The following is a 16,059-nucleotide window of genomic DNA, read 5'->3' as shown; positions in this document are numbered from 1 at the left end:
CCGGGTGGCAGGATGGGGCGCATGGACATCATGCTTTTCCACTCGGCCTACGGGCCGCGTCCCGCGGTGGAGGCCGCGGCCGAACGGCTCCGGGCCGCCGGGCACCAGGTCTGGACCCCGGACCTCTTCGACGGGCGGACGGCCGGGACCGTCGAGGAGGGCATGGCGATCCGGGACGAGATCGGCAAGGACGAGCTGCTGAAGCGCGCCGTCCTGGCCGCCGCGCCCTACTCGGAGCGCGGCCTGGTCTACATGGGCCTCTCGCTCGGCGCCTCGGTGGCCCAGACGCTGGCGCTGGGCGACGAGCGGGCCCGCGGGCTGCTGCTGTTCCACGGCACCTCGGACATCGCCGAGTCGGCCGCCGTGGACGAGCTGCCGGTGCAGCTGCACGTGGCCGAGCCGGACCCGTTCGAGACGGACGACTGGCTGTCGGCCTGGTACCTGCAGATGCGCCGGGCGGGCGCGGACGTGGAGATCTACCGCTACCGGGGAGCCGGGCACCTGTACACCGACCCGGAGCTGCCGGACTACGACGCGGAGGCGGCGGAGCGCACCTGGGCGGTCGCCCTGGACTTCCTCGACAGCCTGTAGGACGCCGGAAAAGGGGTGTGGCCCCCGGGAGGGATCCCGGGGGCCACACTCGTGTGCGTGGACGGTGCGTCAGGCGCGGTACGCGGTCCAGGCGTCGTTCATCCGGGCCACCTGGCCGGAGGTGAACTGGTACATGCAGGAGTCGTACGTGTAGTCCATGAAGTTGTGGATCGGGTCCACACCCGCCTTGGAGGCGCAGGTGTCACGGCCGGTCGGGCACTGGTAGGCCGCGCTCTTCTCGGCCGGGGTGTCCGCGACGTAGTCGCCGTTGCCCGTGCAGCCGCCCTGGAAGGTGTGGTACAGGCCCATCCAGTGGCCGACCTCGTGGGTGGCGGTGTCGCCCTCGTTGTAGTTGGCGGCGGAGCCGCCGGGCAGCGAGGAGTCGAGGATGACGACGCCGTCCATCTTCGGCTGCGAGGCGTAGGAGGACGGGAAGGTCGCCCAGCCGAGCAGGCCGCCGCCGAGGTTGGCGGTGTAGATGTTCAGCGCGCCCGCGCCGCCCTTGCGGAGGGTGTTCTTCATGTCCTTCTCGGCCTGCGAGCCGGAGGACAGGTTGTACCAGGTGGCGTTGTCCGTGTAGTCGGTCGCGGCCAGGGTGAACTGGAAGCCCGAGTTCACGTTGCCGGTGCCCTGGCCCGCGTAGGCGGCGTTGAGCACGGCGATCTGGTTGTTGACGTCCGTGGCGCTGAGCTTGCCCGTCGTGCCGCTGTGGATCACGTGGAAGTAGACCGGGATCGAGACCGCGGTGGCGCCCAGGGCCGGGGCGGAGGAACGGCCGGACAGGCGGGCCTCGTTGACCTTCTTCTTCAGGTCGGCGTCCATGGCCAGCGCCTGGGCGGCGGTGACCTCGTTGGGCTCGGCCTTGTGGGCGCCGTCCTTCGCCTTGCGCGCGGCGGACACGCCGGCCTCGTCGGCGCACTTCTCGGCCGAGGCCAGGGTGGTGGTGCCGGTGGACGGGGCGGCCGCCGGGGCGGACAGGGGGGCCAGGGCCAGGGTTCCGGCCATGACCGCGGTGCCGAGCAGGCGACGGGACATACGCGGCGATATACGAGCAAGAGCGCGCACGGGGGACTCCTCGTGGGGGTCGTGGGAGGTACTTCCTCGCCACGGCCCGGAGATTACGCGTCCATGTCAGACACCGTTGAGGAGTGATCAAGCCCAATCATTCGAGGGGCAAATCGGGGCAACGAGAAGAAAAACTTGCGCCGATTCCGGGGTTTGAGACGTGGGCGTAACAGAAGAACCGCCGAAGGCGGGCAGTGTGTCCGGATTCGATGCTCCGGACCCACCACCCGCCGTAGCCGCGTGATCTCCCGTTAACAAATGGGATCTTGGCTGAAAATAGTCGGTCAGCCGACCGGCTGGTACACCCGCTCGACACGCTGCGTTCCGCTGAGCGTGCGGTACGAGCGCGCCCAGGCCGCCGTCGCGGCCCGGTCCGCCCGGTTCGACACGGTGTAGTAGTCCATCTGCGAACGCTCGGCGGTCACGTCGAGCACCCCGTACCCGTGGTGGTCCATGTCCACCCACTTCACATGCCGGTTGGCCGCCTTCACCGCGCCCGCGGCCACCACCGAGAGGGTGCCCGGCGCCACGTGCAGCAGGTCGTCCAGGTTGTCCGAGGTCACCGAGGTCACCACGAACTCGGTGGCCGCCGACGGGGACAGCGGATAGGTCGACGCCTTCACCGGCACGTCGTTCGCCCAGGCCATGTGGATGTCACCGGTCAGGAAGACCGTGTTGCGGATGCCCCGGTCCGTCAGGTGGGCCAGCAGCTCGCGCCGGTCGTCCGTGTAGCCGTCCCACTGGTCGACGTTGACCGCCAGACCCTCCTTGGGCAGCCCCAGCAGCTCCGCCAGCGGCGCCAGGAGATCGGCCGGCAGTGCCCCGAAGGCCACCGGCGAGATCATCACCGAGGTGCCCACCAGCTGCCAGGCCGCGTCCGAGGCCGAGAGCCCCGACTTCAGCCAGTCCAGCTGCGCCCGCCCGGTGATCGAGCGCTCCGGGTCGTCCACCTTCCCGCTGCCCACGCCCGCCTGCTGCGAGCGGAAGGAGCGCAGGTCGAGCAGGTGCAGATCGGCGAGGCGCCCGAAGCGCAGCCGCCGGTAGACCGTCCCCTCGGTCGAGGTGCGCACCGGCATCCACTCGAAGTAGGCCCGCTTGGCCGCCGCGACCCGGTCCGCCCAGGCCCCCTCGGCGCCGGGCGTGTGGTTCTCCGCCCCGCCCGACCAGGCGTCGTTGGCGAACTCGTGGTCGTCCCAGATCGCCACCACCGGGTGCGCCGCGTGCAGCGCCTGGAGGTCGGCGTCGCTCTTGTAGGTGGCGTGCCGCAGCCGGTAGTCGGCCAGCGAGACGATCTCGTGCGCCGGCTGGTGCTGCCGGACCCCGTACTTCGCCTCCGGGTAGGAGCCGGCGGCGTACTCGTAGATGTAGTCGCCGAGGTGGAGCACCGCGTCCAGGTCGGTCCGGGCGGCCAGGTGGCGGTAGGCCGAGAACCAGCCCGCCTCCCAGTTGGCGCAGGACACCACGCCGAAGCGCACGCCGGGACCGGCCGCGTCGGCGGCGGGCGCGGTGCGGGTGCGGCCCGCGGGGGAGACGGTGCCGTCGGCGGTGAACCGGTACCAGTACGAGGTGGCCGGGCGAAGTCCCCGTACGTCCACCTTCACCGTGTGGTCGGCGCTCGCGGAGGCGACGGTGCTGCCGCTCGCCACGGTGCGGGCGAAGCCGCGGTCCTCGGCCAGCTCCCAGCCGACCGTCAGGTCGGGGCCCAGGCCGGAGCCGGGCAGGGCGTCGGGGGTGGGGGTGACGCGCGTCCAGAGCAGGACGCCGTCGGGCAGCGGGTCGCCGGAGGCGACGCCGTGCAGGAAGGCGGATGCCCCGGCGGCCGCGCTCGCGGGGGAGGCGGCGGCCGCCAGTGCCGGCGCGGCGACGGCGGTCACGGCGGCGGCCTTCACCACGGAACGGCGGGTGGGGGCGGATATGTGGTTACGACTGGTCACGGCCCGTCAGATTACCGACAGGTAGGGCGCGCGGGCAGACCCGTGCGCAATGTTCGCCGAACCTTCCCGTGCCGTTCCGCCCCGGCCCGCGCCGTCCCCCGAATCCGCCGCCCCCGGGGGCTCAGCCCTTGAGGACCTTGCCCAGGGCCGCGTTGAACTGATCCACCGTCAGTGGCGGGTTCTCGCTGCCCTCGGCCGTCAGGGTCTTGCCGTCCATCTTCAGCGTCGGGGTGCCGCGCACCCCGCTCCCGTCGAAGGTCTTCGACATCTTCATCGCCCAGGCGTCGAAGGTGCCGTCCTCGACGTGCTTGCGGAACTCCGCGTTGCCCTTCAGGGCCGGCACCGAGTCGGCCACCTTCAGCAGGTAGGAGTCCTCGGCGAACTTGTCCTCGCTCTCCTCCGGGTGGAACTCGGTGGAGTACAGCGCGGCCTTGTACTTCAGGAAGGCCTCCGGGCTCACGTCCAGGGCCGCGCCGAGCGCGGACAGGGCGTTCTTGGAGCCCTCGCCCTGGTCGGCGTTGTCGATGAAGGTCGCGCCCACGTACTTGAGCCTGTACTTGCCGTCGGCGACGTCCTTCTCGACCGTGGAGCCCACGCTCTGCTCGAAGGTCGCGCACACCGGGCAGCGCGAGTCCTCGTAGATCTCCAGGGTCTTCTTGGCCTCGGGCTTGCCGACGATCACGGTGGTGCCGTCCGTGCCCTCGGTGTTCCTCGGGGCCGAGACCTGCTTGGCGTCGGCCGCGGTCTCCCAGGCGGACGGCTTGTTGGCCTGGACGACGGCGAAGCCGACGCCGCCGGCGACGGCGAGGATGCCGAGCGCCGAGGCGGCCACGACCACCTGCCGGCGGGCCTTCTCCTTCCGGGCCTGCTTCTCGCGCTCGATCCGCAGCCGCTCGCGGGCGGCTGCCTTGCTGGCCTGGCTGTTGCGCTTGCTCATGCTGAAGGTCTCCGTGTCGGGGAGGGAAAGGAACAGGGATGCGCGTGCCGCTCAGACGAGCGCGAGCACGGGCGGTCCCCGTCGTCCCACGGAGTGCGCCCACAGCCGGGCACGGGACCGGCGCGGCCGGTCCACGGGGTGCCCGGCGCGCCGCGGCGCGGCCGCGGCGGAGCGCAGGAAGGCGGCCGCCAGGAGCAGCGGCCGGAAGGCCAGGGCCACGGCCGCGCGCAGCAGCCGGGCGAGGGCCCGCTCGCCGCCGCGCAGCCAGGCGGCCGCGGTCAGCCCGACCACCACGTGGGCGGCGAGCAGCAGCCAGGGCACGGCCGGCTCGGGGGAGCTCAGCAGGGCGGAGGCCGTGCCCCCGTCCGGGGCGGCCACGCCGGGCAGCGGGGTGCCCACGGCGCCGCCGCACAGCGCGTCCAGGTCGAGGCCGACGGCCTTGAGCGATCCGGCGACCGGGCCGCCGGCGGGGCCGTAACAGGCGGTCTGGCCGCTGGTGAAGAAGGTGTCGGCGGCCAGCTCCAGTGGGACCAGGAGGGCGGCGATCGGGCCGAAGCCGCGCTCGCGCCCGGCGAGCGCGAAGGCCGTGCCGAAGACGGCGACGGCGACCGGGGCCACCGTGCCGAGCGGCAGCGGCACCCCGGACAGCAGGACGTGCGAGGCCACGGACAGCGCCACGACCAGTGTCGTGAAGAGCGCCGCCCGAAGGGCCCGCAGCTGGATTCCCACCGTGTTCATCGCCGTCGAAGTGTGCCACGAAGGGACATAAGGCGTCCCTAAGCGCAGCCTGTGAGAGGTGCTTACAGGCCGGGGATCCGGCCGTTGCGGAACAGGTCCACGAAGATCTGGTGGTCGGCACGCGCGCGTGCGCCGTACCCGTGCGCGAAGTCCACCAGGAGCTCCGCGAAGCCCTCCTCGTCGGCGGCGATGGCCGCGTCGATGGCCCGCTCGGTGGAGAACGGCACCAGGGACTGGCCGCTGGAGTCGTCGGCCGCGGCGTGCATGGTCGCGGTCGCCCGGCCCAGGTCGGCGACGGTCGCCGCGATGTCCTCGGGGTCGTCGATGTCCGACCAGTCCAGGTCCACCGCGTAGGGCGAGACCTCGGCGACCAGCTGGCCGGCGCCGTCCAGCTCGGTCCAGCCCAGCCACGGGTCGGCGTGCGCCTGGAGCGCCCGCTGCGAGATCACCGTGCGGTGGCCCTCGTGGTGGAAGTAGTCCCGGACCGCCGCGTCCCGCACGTGCCGCGAGACCGCCGGCGTCTGGGCCTGCTTCAGGTAGATCACGACGTCGTTCTCCAGGGCGTCGCTGTTGCCCTCCAGGAGGATGTTGTACGAGGGCAGGCCGGCCGAGCCGATGCCGATCCCGCGCCGGCCCACGACGTCCTTGACCCGGTACGAGTCCGGGCGGGCCAGGCTCGACTCCGGCAGCGTCTCCAGGTAGCCGTCGAAGGCGGCCAGCACCTTGTAGCGGGTGGCCGCGTCCAGCTCGATCGCACCGCCGCCGGCCGCGAAGCGGCGCTCGTACTCGCGGATCTCGGTCATCGAGTCGAGCAGCCCGAAGCGGGTGAGCGAGCGGGCCTCGCGCAGCGCGCCGAGCAGGGCGCCCTCGGCCGTCTCCAGGGTGAAGCCGGTCACCTCGTCGCTCTTGGCGCCGGTCGCCAGGTCGTGGATGCGCTCCCGGTAGCCCGCCGCGAAGATCCGCACCAGGTGGGTGATCTGCGCGTCGGAGAGCGCCTTCGCGTAGCCGATCAGCGCCAGGGAGGCGGCGAGCCGCTTGAGGTCCCAGGTGAAGGGGCCGACGTAGGCCTCGTCGAAGTCGTTGACGTTGAAGACCAGGCGCCCGTTGGCGTCCATGTAGGTGCCGAAGTTCTCGGCGTGCAGATCGCCGTGGATCCACACCCGGCCGGTGCGCTCGTCCAGGTACGGCCCGCCGTGCGCCTCCCGCTCCAGGTCCTGGTAGAAGAGGCAGGCCGTGCCCCGGTAGAAGGCGAAGGCCGAGCCGGCCATCTTCCGGAACTTGACCCTGAAGGCGGCCGGGTCGGCGGCGAGCAGCTCGCCGAAGGCGGTGTCGAAGACGGCGAGGATCTGCTCACCGCGCTCGGCGGCGGTGGGCTGCGGGACCGACATCGAAGGTGCCTCCTGGCTGAAAACTGTGCATGACAAATGGGACAGGTGTTCCCCGTCTCCCAACGCGCGACGGTACAGCGGAGTGCCCCGCCCCTGTCAGTGGAGCGACGTAGACTTCGTCGCTGTCCCCCCAGAAGTTCACAGGAGGCATCCCCCGTGACCAAGCCGCCCTTCACGCACCTCCACGTCCACACCCAGTACTCCCTGCTGGACGGTGCCGCGCGGCTCAAGGACATGTTCAACGCGTGCAACGAGATGGGCATGACCCACATCGCGATGTCCGACCACGGCAACCTGCACGGGGCCTACGACTTCTTCCACAGCGCCCAGAAGGCCGGCGTCACGCCGATCATCGGCATCGAGGCGTACGTGGCGCCCGAGTCCCGCCGCAACAAGCGCAAGATCCAGTGGGGCCAGCCGCACCAGAAGAAGGACGACGTCTCCGGCTCGGGTGGTTACACCCACAAGACCATCTGGGCGGCGAACAACACCGGACTGCACAACCTCTTCCGGCTCTCCTCCGACGCCTACGCCGAGGGCTGGCTGCAGAAGTGGCCCCGGATGGACAAGGAGACCATCTCCCAGTGGTCGGAGGGCCTGATCGCCTCCACCGGCTGCCCCTCCGGCGAGCTGCAGACCCGGCTGCGCCTCGGCCAGTTCGACGAGGCCCTGAAGTCCGCCTCCGAGTACCAGGACATCTTCGGCAAGGACCGCTACTTCCTGGAGCTGATGGACCACGGCATCGAGATCGAGCGCCGGGTCCGCGACGGACTCCTGGAGATCGGCAAGAAGCTCGGCATCCCGCCGCTGGTCACCAACGACTCGCACTACACCTACGCGCACGAGGCCGCCGCCCACGACGCCCTGCTGTGCATCCAGACCGGCAAGAACCTCTCGGACCCGGACCGCTTCAAGTTCGACGGCACCGGCTACTACCTGAAGTCGACGGACGAGATGTACGCCATCGACTCCTCGGACGCCTGGCAGGAGGGCTGCCGCAACACGCTCCTGGTCGCCGAGCAGATCGACACCACCGGCATGTTCGAGAAGCGCGACCTCATGCCGAAGTTCGACATCCCCGAGGGCTACACCGAGGTCACCTGGTTCCGCGAGGAGACCATGCGCGGCATGCACCGCCGCTTCCCGAACGGGATCCCCGAGGACCGCATGAAGCAGGTCGAGTACGAGATGGACACCATCATCTCGATGGGCTTCCCGGGCTACTTCCTCGTGGTCGCCGACTTCATCATGTGGGCCAAGAAGCAGGGCATCGCCGTGGGCCCCGGCCGAGGCTCCGCGGCCGGCTCGATCGTCGCGTACGCCATGGGCATCACCGACCTCGACCCCATCCCGCACGGCCTGATCTTCGAGCGCTTCCTCAACCCCGAGCGCATCTCCATGCCCGATGTCGACATCGACTTCGACGAGCGCAGGCGCGTCGAGGTGATCCGGTACGTGACCGAGAAGTACGGCGCCGACAAGGTCGCCATGATCGGCACCTACGGCAAGATCAAGGCCAAGAACGCGATCAAGGACTCCGCCCGCGTCCTCGGCTACCCGTACGCGATGGGCGACCGGCTCACCAAGGCCATGCCCGCCGACGTCCTCGGCAAGGGCATCGACCTCGACGGCATCACCAACCCGAGCCACCCGCGCTACAGCGAGGCCGGCGAGATCCGCGCGATGTACGAGAACGAGCCGGACGTCAAGAAGGTCATCGACACCGCCAAGGGCGTCGAGGGCCTGGTCCGCCAGATGGGCGTGCACGCCGCCGGCGTGATCATGTCCAGCGAGCCGATCGTCGACCACGCCCCGGTCTGGGTGCGGCACACCGACGGCGTCACCATCACGCAGTGGGACTACCCGCAGTGCGAGTCGCTCGGCCTGCTGAAGATGGACTTCCTCGGCCTGCGCAACCTCACCATCATGGACGACGCCGTCAAGATGGTGAAGGCCAACAAGGGCATCGACCTCGACCTGCTCGCCCTGCCGCTGGACGACCCGAAGACCTTCGAACTGCTCCAGCGCGGCGACACCCTCGGCGTCTTCCAGTTCGACGGCGGCCCCATGCGCTCCCTGCTGCGCCTGATGAAGCCCGACAACTTCGAAGACATCTCCGCCGTGTCCGCGCTCTACCGCCCGGGCCCGATGGGCATGAACTCGCACACGAACTACGCGCTCCGCAAGAACGGGCAGCAGGAGATCACCCCGATCCACCCGGAGCTCGAGGAACCCCTCAAGGAGGTCCTCGACGTCACCTACGGCCTCATCGTGTACCAGGAGCAGGTGCAGAAGGCCGCCCAGATCATCGCCGGCTACTCGCTCGGCGAGGCCGACATCCTCCGCCGCGTCATGGGCAAGAAGAAGCCCGACGAGCTGGCGAAGAACTTCACCATCTTCCAGGCCGGCGCCAAGAAGAACGGCTACAGCGACGAGGCCATCCAGGCCCTCTGGGACGTCCTGGTCCCCTTCGCCGGCTACGCCTTCAACAAGGCGCACTCCGCCGCGTACGGCCTGGTCTCCTACTGGACCGCCTACCTGAAGGCGAACTACCCGGCCGAGTACATGGCCGGACTGCTCACCTCGGTCAAGGACGACAAGGACAAGTCCGCCGTCTACCTGAACGAGTGCCGGCGCATGGGCATCAAGGTGCTCCCGCCGAACGTGAACGAGTCCGAGGCGAACTTCGCCGCCCAGGGCGACGACGTGATCCTCTTCGGCCTCACCGCCGTCCGCAACGTCGGCTCCAACGTCGTCGAGTCGATCATCAAGACCCGCAAGAGCAAGGGGAAGTACAGCTCCTTCCCCGACTTCCTCGACAAGGTCGAGGCCGTGGTCTGCAACAAGCGCACCGTCGAGTCGCTGATCAAGGCCGGCGCCTTCGACACCATGGGCCACACCCGCAAGGGCCTGGTCGCCCAGCACGAGCCCATGATCGACACCGTGGTGGCGGTCAAGCGCAAGGAGGCCGAGGGACAGTTCGACCTCTTCGGCGGCATGGGCGACGAGGACAGCAGCGAGCCCGGCTTCGGCCTGGACGTGGAGTTCTCCGACGTCGAGTGGGAGAAGTCCTACCTGCTCGCCCAGGAGCGCGAGATGCTCGGCCTCTACGTCTCCGACCACCCGCTCTTCGGCCTGGAGCACGTGCTGTCGGACAAGACCGACGCGGGCATCTCGCAGCTCACCGGCGGCGAGCACGCGGACGGCGCGGTCGTCACCATCGGCGGCATCATCTCCGGCCTCCAGCGGAAGATGACCAAGCAGGGCAACGCCTGGGCCATCGCCACCGTCGAGGACCTGGCCGGCTCCATCGAGTGCATGTTCTTCCCGGCCACCTACCAGCTGGTCTCCACCCAGCTGGTCGAGGACGCGGTCGTCTTCGTCAAGGGCCGGCTCGACAAGCGCGAGGACGTGCCCCGCCTGGTCGCCATGGAGCTGATGGTCCCCGACCTGTCCAACGCGGGCAGCAACGCCCCGGTGGTCCTCACCATCCCCACGGTCAAGGTCACCCCGCCGATGGTCAGCCGGCTCGGCGAGATCCTCCAGCACCACAAGGGCAACACCGAGGTGCGGATCAAGCTCCAGGGCCCCCGCTCCACCACGGTGCTCCGGCTCGACCGGCACCGCGTCCAGCCCGACCCGGCCCTCTTCGGCGACCTGAAGGTGCTGCTCGGCCCGTCCTGCCTGGCCGGCTAGCCGGCCAGCCGGCTGGATCCCGGCAGGGCCCCTGCCGGGCCCCGGACACGCGCCAGGGGCGCGCCCGTCGTCACGGGCGCGCCCCTTCGCCGTACTGCCTACGGCTCGTCAGTGGCCTCAGTTGTGGCCGAAACGCTTCTGCCGGCCCTTGCGAGCCATGTCACCCGGGGTGACCTGGCTCATGCGCTGCTCCGCCTGGGCCTCCATCGACGAACGCTCGGCCTGCTGCTGGCCGCGCTCCGCCTGGGAGCCGCGCTGCTGACTGCGATCCTGCTTGCGATTCTTGGCCATGGTGATGATGCCTCCTCAAGGGGGTCTGGGGGCCAGGGCCGCTGTCAGACTCACACACCGCAGAAACCGCCGCATTTTGGATCATTACCGACAGTGAGCAGGGTCGGGGGTGACATCCGCCACGCCGATGATCCAGTTTCGGACGTCAGGACCAGCCCCGTCGGGCAGACTCGGGGGGACCCGGAGCGCTTCCGATCCCGAGGTTTCCGGCACGTTCGGCGAAAGAGGGTGGAACACGTGGACCGATGCGTCGTCCTGGTCGATGCCGGCTATCTGCTCGGCGCCGCCGCCAGCCTGCTCGCCGGCGAACCGGCCCGCTCCCGGATCACCGTCGACCATGCCGTCCTCATCCAGCAGCTGCGGGCCCGCGCCGAGGCCGAGACCCAGCTGCCGCTGCTGCGGATCTACTGGTTCGACGGCGCCCCCGACCGGGTGCCCCAGCCCGAGCACCGCCGGCTGCGCGTGCTGCCCCGGGTCACCGTCCGGCTCGGCGCGCTGACCCGCAGCGACGGCCGCTGGGCCCAGAAGGGCGTCGACGCGGCCATGCACACCGAGCTCACCGAGCTCTCCCGCAACCGCGCCTGCTCCGACATCGTGCTCGTCACCGGCGACGGCGACCTGCTGCCCGGCCTGATGTCCGCCAAGGAACACGGCGTCGCCGTCCACCTCTGGGCCGTCCAGGCCGCCGACGGCGACTACAACCAGTCGGAGGACCTGGTCGCCGAGGCCGACGAGCGGCGCGTCCTCGACCGCGCCTGGATCACCCGCGCCGTCCGCGCCAAGGACCTCAGCGGCGTCTGCGCCCCGCCGCCCGCGCCGCGCCCCGAGATCGCCGCGATCCTCTCCGCGCCGCTGCCCGAGTCCGGCCTCGCCGCCTCCGCCGAACGCTCCGCCGCGCACAACGGGACCCGCCCGCCCGCGCCCGCCCCGGCGCGCACCCCGGAGCCCGCCGCGGGCGAGCCGGCCGACGGCACCGCCGCCCCGCAGCCCGCCACCCGCTCCGTGCCCACCCCCAAGGACGTCGCCGCGCTCCGCGGCCCCAGCGTGCCGCCCCCGCCGCCGCCCGCGGCGACCCTGCGCTGGTCCTCCGACCGCGGCTGGATCGACCGCCCCGCCGCACCCCTCGGCGAGCCCGCCGAGACCGCCTCCCTGCCCACCCTCGCCCAGCTCACCAGCGCCGAGCAGCGCTGGGCCGACCGCGAGGAGGACATCACCACCGTCGGCGGCGACCCCTACGAGGTCGGCCAGGTCTTCGCCCGCCGCTGGCTCGACCGGCTCCCCGAGTCCGGCCACGTCCCCAAGCTCGCCACGATGTACCCGCGCATCCCGCACCGCATCGACGGCGAACTCCTCCGCTACGCCGCCCGCTTCGGCCTGCTCGCCCACAAGGACGACCAGATCGACGAGCACGACCGCTACGCGATCCGGGCCGGATTCTGGCGCGAGATCGACGTCCACGCCGCCGCGCAACACGCCCCCGCGCCCGAGGAGAGCCGGGGGACCCCGTAGGCTCATCCCTCGTGAGTACGGTGTGCGTGGTGCGGGACCTGGTCAAGACGTACCCCGCCACACGCGGCAGACGCGGAGCCCCCGCGACCCCCGAGGTACGGGCCACCGACGGGATCAGCCTCGATGTGCGCGGCGGCGAGATCTTCGGTCTGCTCGGCCCCAACGGCGCCGGCAAGTCCACCCTGGTGCGCCAGCTCACCGGCCTCATGCGCCCCGACTCCGGCACCGTGCGGATGCTCGGCCACGACCTGGTCCGCCACCCCGAACGGGCCGCCCGCCTCCTCGCCTACCTCGGCCAGGAGTCCACCGCCCTCGACGAGCTCACCGTCGCCCTCGCCGCCGAGACCACCGGCCGGCTGCGCGGCCTCGGCGCCGCCGCGGCCCGCGCCGAGCGCGACGCCGTCCTCGGCGAGCTCGGCCTCGACGAGATCGCCGGCCGCCCCCTGAAGAAGCTGTCCGGCGGGCAGCGCCGGCTCGCCTGCTTCGCCGCCGCCCTCGTCGGCGAGCGGCCCGTGCTCGTCCTCGACGAGCCCACCACCGGCATGGACCCGGTCGCCCGCCGTGCCGTCTGGGCCGCCGTCGACCGGCGGCGCGCCGAGCACGGCACCACCGTGCTGCTCGTCACCCACAACGTCATCGAGGCCGAGACCGTCCTCGACCGGGTCGCCGTGATCGACCGCGGCCGGGTCATCGCCTGCGACACCCCCGCCGGGCTCAAGGAACGCGTCGCCGGCGAGGTCCGGGTCGAGCTGGTCTGGCGCGAGCGCCCGCCCCTCGACGTCCCCGAGGTCGCCGCGCTGCGCACCTCGGCCCAGGAGTCCGGGCGCCGCTGGGTGCTCCGGCTCGCCCCGGACGAGGCCCGGGCGGCGGTCGCCGCCGTCACCGGCGGCGCCGCCTTCGCCGCCCTGGACGACTTCACCCTGGCGACGCCGAGCCTGGAGGACGTGTACCTGGCGCTCGGCGGCGAGACCCGGGGGCTGGTGAAGGCGTGAGTCAGCGAGAAGACCTCAGGAGCTGGACGAGTTGAGCACCCTGCCCGCGGAGGCCCTGACGGGCACCGCCCCGGTCGCCCCGGCCCGCGAAGCGGAGCCCGCCGCGGCCCCGCTCGCGCCGCGCGCCCGGCTGCTGCCCGCGCTCGGCGCCGTCTACCGGGCGCAGCTCAGCCGGGCCCGGGTGGCCCGGATCCCGCTGCTGTTCGTGGCGACCTTCCAGTCCGTCGGGATCATGGTCCTGATGCGCGGAGTGGTCGACGGCGGCGCGGAGGCCCGCGCCGTGGTGGCCGGCTCCGCCGTGCTCGTGGTCGCCTTCGTGGCGCTCAATCTGCTCGCCCAGTACTTCGGGCAGCTGCGGGCCGGCGGCGGGCTCGACCACTACGCCACGCTGCCCGTGCCGCCCGCGGCCGTCGTGCTCGGCGCGGCCGGCGCGTACGCCTCCTTCACCGTGCCCGGCACCGTGGTCACCGCGGTGGCCGGCTCGGTGCTCTTCGGGCTGCCGCTCGGGCACCTGTGGATCCTGGCGGCGGTGGTGCCGCTCGCCGGGGCCGCGCTCTCCGGGCTCGGCGCCGCGCTCGGCCTGCTCGCGCCCCGCCAGGAGCTCGCCACGCTGCTCGGCCAGCTCGGCATGTCCGCCGCGCTGCTGCTCGGCGTGCTGCCCGCGGACCGGCTGCCCGGACCGGTCGGCTGGGCCCGTGACCTGCTGCCCTCCACGTACGGCGTGGAGGCCCTGGCCCGTACCTTCGACGCGCGTCCGGACTGGACCGCGGTCGGCCTGGACCTGGCGGTGTGCGGGGCGGTCGGCGTGGTCTCGCTGGCCGTGGCGACCTGGGCCTACCGCAGGGCCGCGGTGCGCTGACCCGGCGCGGCCCGCTTCCTCCGGTCCGCTGAGGCGGCGCACAGGGACACCTGGCACGATGGCGTGGTGACCGCACCTCTGACTCCGCCGCACCAGCCCTCGCCGCACGATCACCACCGGCCCGAGCCGCTGCCGGAGCCGCCCGGGTCCGACGGCGCCCCCGGCACGGCCGCCGAGCTGCGGCAGTCCGCCGTGGTGGTCGCCGCGTCCGTGGTGGCCGGAGCACTGCTCGGGCTGCTGTGGCTGTGGCTCGCGCCCCGGATCCAGCTGTTCTCGGACGGCAAGGCGGTCTTCCTCAAGGACAGCGAGGGGGAGGCGGCGATCGGCTCGGACGGAACGTTCGTCCTGCTCGCCCTGGGCTTCGGCGCGCTCGCCGCGCTGCTCGTCTTCCTGGTCCACCGGCACGGCGGGATCGCCCTGGTCCTCGGGCTCGCCACCGGCGGCGTGCTGGGCTCGCTGCTCGGCTGGGGCGTCGGCGTCTGGCTCGGCCCGGAGCGGAACGTGGTCGCGCACGCCAAGGCGGTCGGCCCGGACGTCACCTTCGATGCCCCGCTGCAGCTCGACATGTGGGCCGCCGCGATGCTGGCCTGGCCGATCGCCGCGATGGTCGTCCACCTCGCGCTGACCGCCCTGTTCGGCCCGCGCGACCCGGAGCCGGAGGACGGCCCGTGGCCGCCGGAGCCGAAGACCACCACCCCGTAGCCCCACGTGAAGGGAAGGGGCCCGATCCACCGGATCGGGCCCTTCCGCGCGTCAGGGGTACGGGACGGCTCAGCCGCGGCCGATCGGGGCGAGCACCGCGGCGGTGAGGGCCGCCAGGTCCGCCGGGGCCAGCTCGACCTCCAGACCGCGCCGCCCGGCCGAGACGCAGATCGTCTCGTGCGCGGCGGCCGAGTCGTCCAGGACCGTGCGCAGCCGCTTGCGCTGCCCGAGCGGCGAGATGCCGCCGCGGACGTAGCCGGTGGTGCGCTCGGCCGCCGCCGGGTCCGCCATCGCCGCCCGCTTGCCGCCGACGGCCGCCGCGAGCGCCTTGAGGTCGAGCTGCCCGGCCACCGGGACGACGGCGACCGTCAGCTCCCCGTCCACGTCCGCGACCAGGGTCTTGAACACCCGGTCGGGGGAGACGCCGAGGGCCACCGCGGCCTCCTCGCCGTAGCTCGCGACGGCCGGGTCGTGCTCGTAGGCGTGCAGGGTGTACGCCGTGCCGGCCGCGGTCAGGGCCACCGTCGCCGGGGTCCCGCCGCTGTTCTTCTTCTGCTTCTTCGCCACGGAGGGCTCTCCTCGCGACAGTCTGGTTCGGTACGGGCCCGGTCCGGGCCGGTCAGTTCGGGCTGGTCGGCGCGCGGGTGAGGTCCACTGCCGGCAGCGAGGGCAGATGGCGCAGCACCGCCGTCTCCGCGCGCAGCAGCGCCAGCTCCTCGCGCAGCCGGGTCGCCGTGTCCGGCGCCTGGAGCAGCCGCTGCTTGGCCGGGATGTCGAGCACGGCCGCCGCCGCGACCAGGTACGACACCACCGACGGGTCGTCGGGCAGCTCGCTGGTGGTCAGCGAGCGCTCGCGGGCCCCGGCGAGCCGCTTCTGATAGCTGCGGAAGGCGCGCAGCACGCTCTCGGCGAGCGCCTCGGCCTCCTCGCCCCGCTCCTCCGGGATCTCCTCGGTCTCGGCGGTCAGGAACGGTCCGCTCGCGTCGACCGACAGCAGCTTCACCCGGACGGTGCCGGTGACCATCACCTCGTAGCCGCCGTCCGCGCGCTGCCGGATCGACGCCGCGTCGGCCACGCAGCCGACCCGGTGGAAGGCCTGGATCGGGTCCGGGCCGAAGCCGGCGGCCGGGCCCTTCTCCGGCAGCGCCGTCTGGTCCGGCATGCCGGGAGCGGTCGGCGCGACCTCACGGCCGTCCCGGATCGCCACGACGGCGAAGCGCCGCGGCTCGGACTCGTCCGTGGCAAGCAGCGCGCGCATCAGCGCGCGGTACCGCTCCTCGAAGACGTTCAGCGGCAGCACGAGACCCGGGAACAGCACCGTGTTCAGCGGGAAGAGGGGCAGACGGGCGGTGGTCAC

General features: G+C 72.1%; 14 protein-coding genes. 6 read left to right on the top strand and 8 right to left on the bottom strand.

Annotated elements, in window-relative coordinates:
- Positions 1-21: 21 nt before the first annotated feature.
- Entirely contained in the window at positions 22-591 is a 570-nt protein-coding gene (locus tag ACIGW2_RS17875) for a dienelactone hydrolase family protein (RefSeq protein ID WP_356070309.1), read from the top strand.
- 69 nt (positions 592-660) lie between these two features.
- Here ACIGW2_RS17875 and ACIGW2_RS17870 read toward each other — a convergent pair whose 3' ends face one another.
- From ACIGW2_RS17870 to ACIGW2_RS17850, 5 genes are all read right to left on the bottom strand, one after another.
- Complete coding sequence (locus tag ACIGW2_RS17870) at positions 661-1,626, bottom strand: zinc metalloprotease (RefSeq protein WP_391655145.1); 966 nt, start codon at positions 1,624-1,626, stop codon at positions 661-663.
- Between the two features lie 314 nt (positions 1,627-1,940).
- A complete protein-coding gene (locus ACIGW2_RS17865) occupies positions 1,941-3,590 on the bottom strand; it encodes an alkaline phosphatase D family protein (protein ID WP_399844395.1) in 1,650 nt (549 codons plus the stop codon).
- Positions 3,591-3,711: 121 nt separating this feature from the next.
- A complete protein-coding gene (locus ACIGW2_RS17860; RefSeq protein ID WP_399844393.1) occupies positions 3,712-4,527 on the bottom strand; it encodes a thioredoxin domain-containing protein in 816 nt (271 codons plus the stop codon).
- 51 nt (positions 4,528-4,578) lie between these two features.
- Complete coding sequence (locus tag ACIGW2_RS17855) at positions 4,579-5,265, bottom strand: hypothetical protein (protein WP_399844390.1); 687 nt, start codon at positions 5,263-5,265, stop codon at positions 4,579-4,581.
- Positions 5,266-5,327: 62 nt separating this feature from the next.
- Positions 5,328-6,653, bottom strand: a complete 1,326-nt coding sequence (locus ACIGW2_RS17850; RefSeq protein WP_361588287.1) for a DUF2252 domain-containing protein — start codon at positions 6,651-6,653, stop codon at positions 5,328-5,330.
- A gap of 156 nt (positions 6,654-6,809) precedes the next feature.
- Between ACIGW2_RS17850 and dnaE the strand changes: the two genes are divergently transcribed.
- The gene (gene dnaE, locus ACIGW2_RS17845) at positions 6,810-10,349 is read left to right on the top strand and encodes a DNA polymerase III subunit alpha (protein ID WP_356070298.1); all 3,540 of its coding nucleotides are present in this window, start codon (positions 6,810-6,812) and stop codon (positions 10,347-10,349) included.
- 117 nt (positions 10,350-10,466) lie between these two features.
- Here the strand turns inward: dnaE and ACIGW2_RS17840 are convergent, their stop codons facing one another.
- On the bottom strand, positions 10,467-10,640 hold the full coding sequence (locus ACIGW2_RS17840; RefSeq protein WP_356070295.1) for a hypothetical protein: 174 nt from the start codon (positions 10,638-10,640) through the stop codon (positions 10,467-10,469).
- Positions 10,641-10,868: 228 nt separating this feature from the next.
- Here ACIGW2_RS17840 and ACIGW2_RS17835 point away from each other — a divergent pair, with 228 nt between their 5' ends.
- The 4 genes from ACIGW2_RS17835 to ACIGW2_RS17820 all read left to right on the top strand — a co-directional run bounded on the left by ACIGW2_RS17835 (position 10,869) and on the right by ACIGW2_RS17820 (position 14,702).
- Positions 10,869-12,149: an NYN domain-containing protein gene (locus ACIGW2_RS17835; RefSeq protein WP_391655149.1), complete on the top strand. Its 1,281-nt coding sequence runs from the start codon at positions 10,869-10,871 to the stop codon at positions 12,147-12,149.
- A gap of 11 nt (positions 12,150-12,160) precedes the next feature.
- Positions 12,161-13,141 carry an ABC transporter ATP-binding protein gene (locus tag ACIGW2_RS17830; RefSeq protein ID WP_391655150.1) on the top strand — a complete coding sequence of 327 codons (981 nt, stop codon included), beginning with the start codon at positions 12,161-12,163 and terminating at the stop codon, positions 13,139-13,141.
- Positions 13,142-13,172: 31 nt separating this feature from the next.
- Positions 13,173-14,000 (top strand): ABC transporter permease, encoded by an 828-nt coding sequence (locus ACIGW2_RS17825; RefSeq protein ID WP_399844387.1) that lies wholly within the window; start codon positions 13,173-13,175, stop codon positions 13,998-14,000.
- A 66-nt stretch (positions 14,001-14,066) separates the two neighbouring features.
- Entirely contained in the window at positions 14,067-14,702 is a 636-nt protein-coding gene (locus tag ACIGW2_RS17820; RefSeq protein ID WP_399844385.1) for a DUF2567 domain-containing protein, read from the top strand.
- A gap of 69 nt (positions 14,703-14,771) precedes the next feature.
- Here the strand turns inward: ACIGW2_RS17820 and ybaK are convergent, their stop codons facing one another.
- Both ybaK and ACIGW2_RS17810 read right to left on the bottom strand, forming a co-directional pair.
- Entirely contained in the window at positions 14,772-15,269 is a 498-nt protein-coding gene (ybaK, locus tag ACIGW2_RS17815; protein ID WP_356070287.1) for a Cys-tRNA(Pro) deacylase, read from the bottom strand.
- Positions 15,270-15,321: 52 nt separating this feature from the next.
- On the bottom strand, positions 15,322-16,059 hold the full coding sequence (locus tag ACIGW2_RS17810) for an LON peptidase substrate-binding domain-containing protein (protein WP_392176156.1): 738 nt from the start codon (positions 16,057-16,059) through the stop codon (positions 15,322-15,324).

Source organism: Streptomyces sp. NPDC053541 (genome assembly GCF_044544705.1).
Lineage (GTDB): Bacteria > Actinomycetota > Actinomycetes > Streptomycetales > Streptomycetaceae > Streptomyces.
The sequence above is the reverse complement of the archived record's forward strand: the minus strand, read 5'-3'. Positions and strand labels throughout refer to the sequence as shown.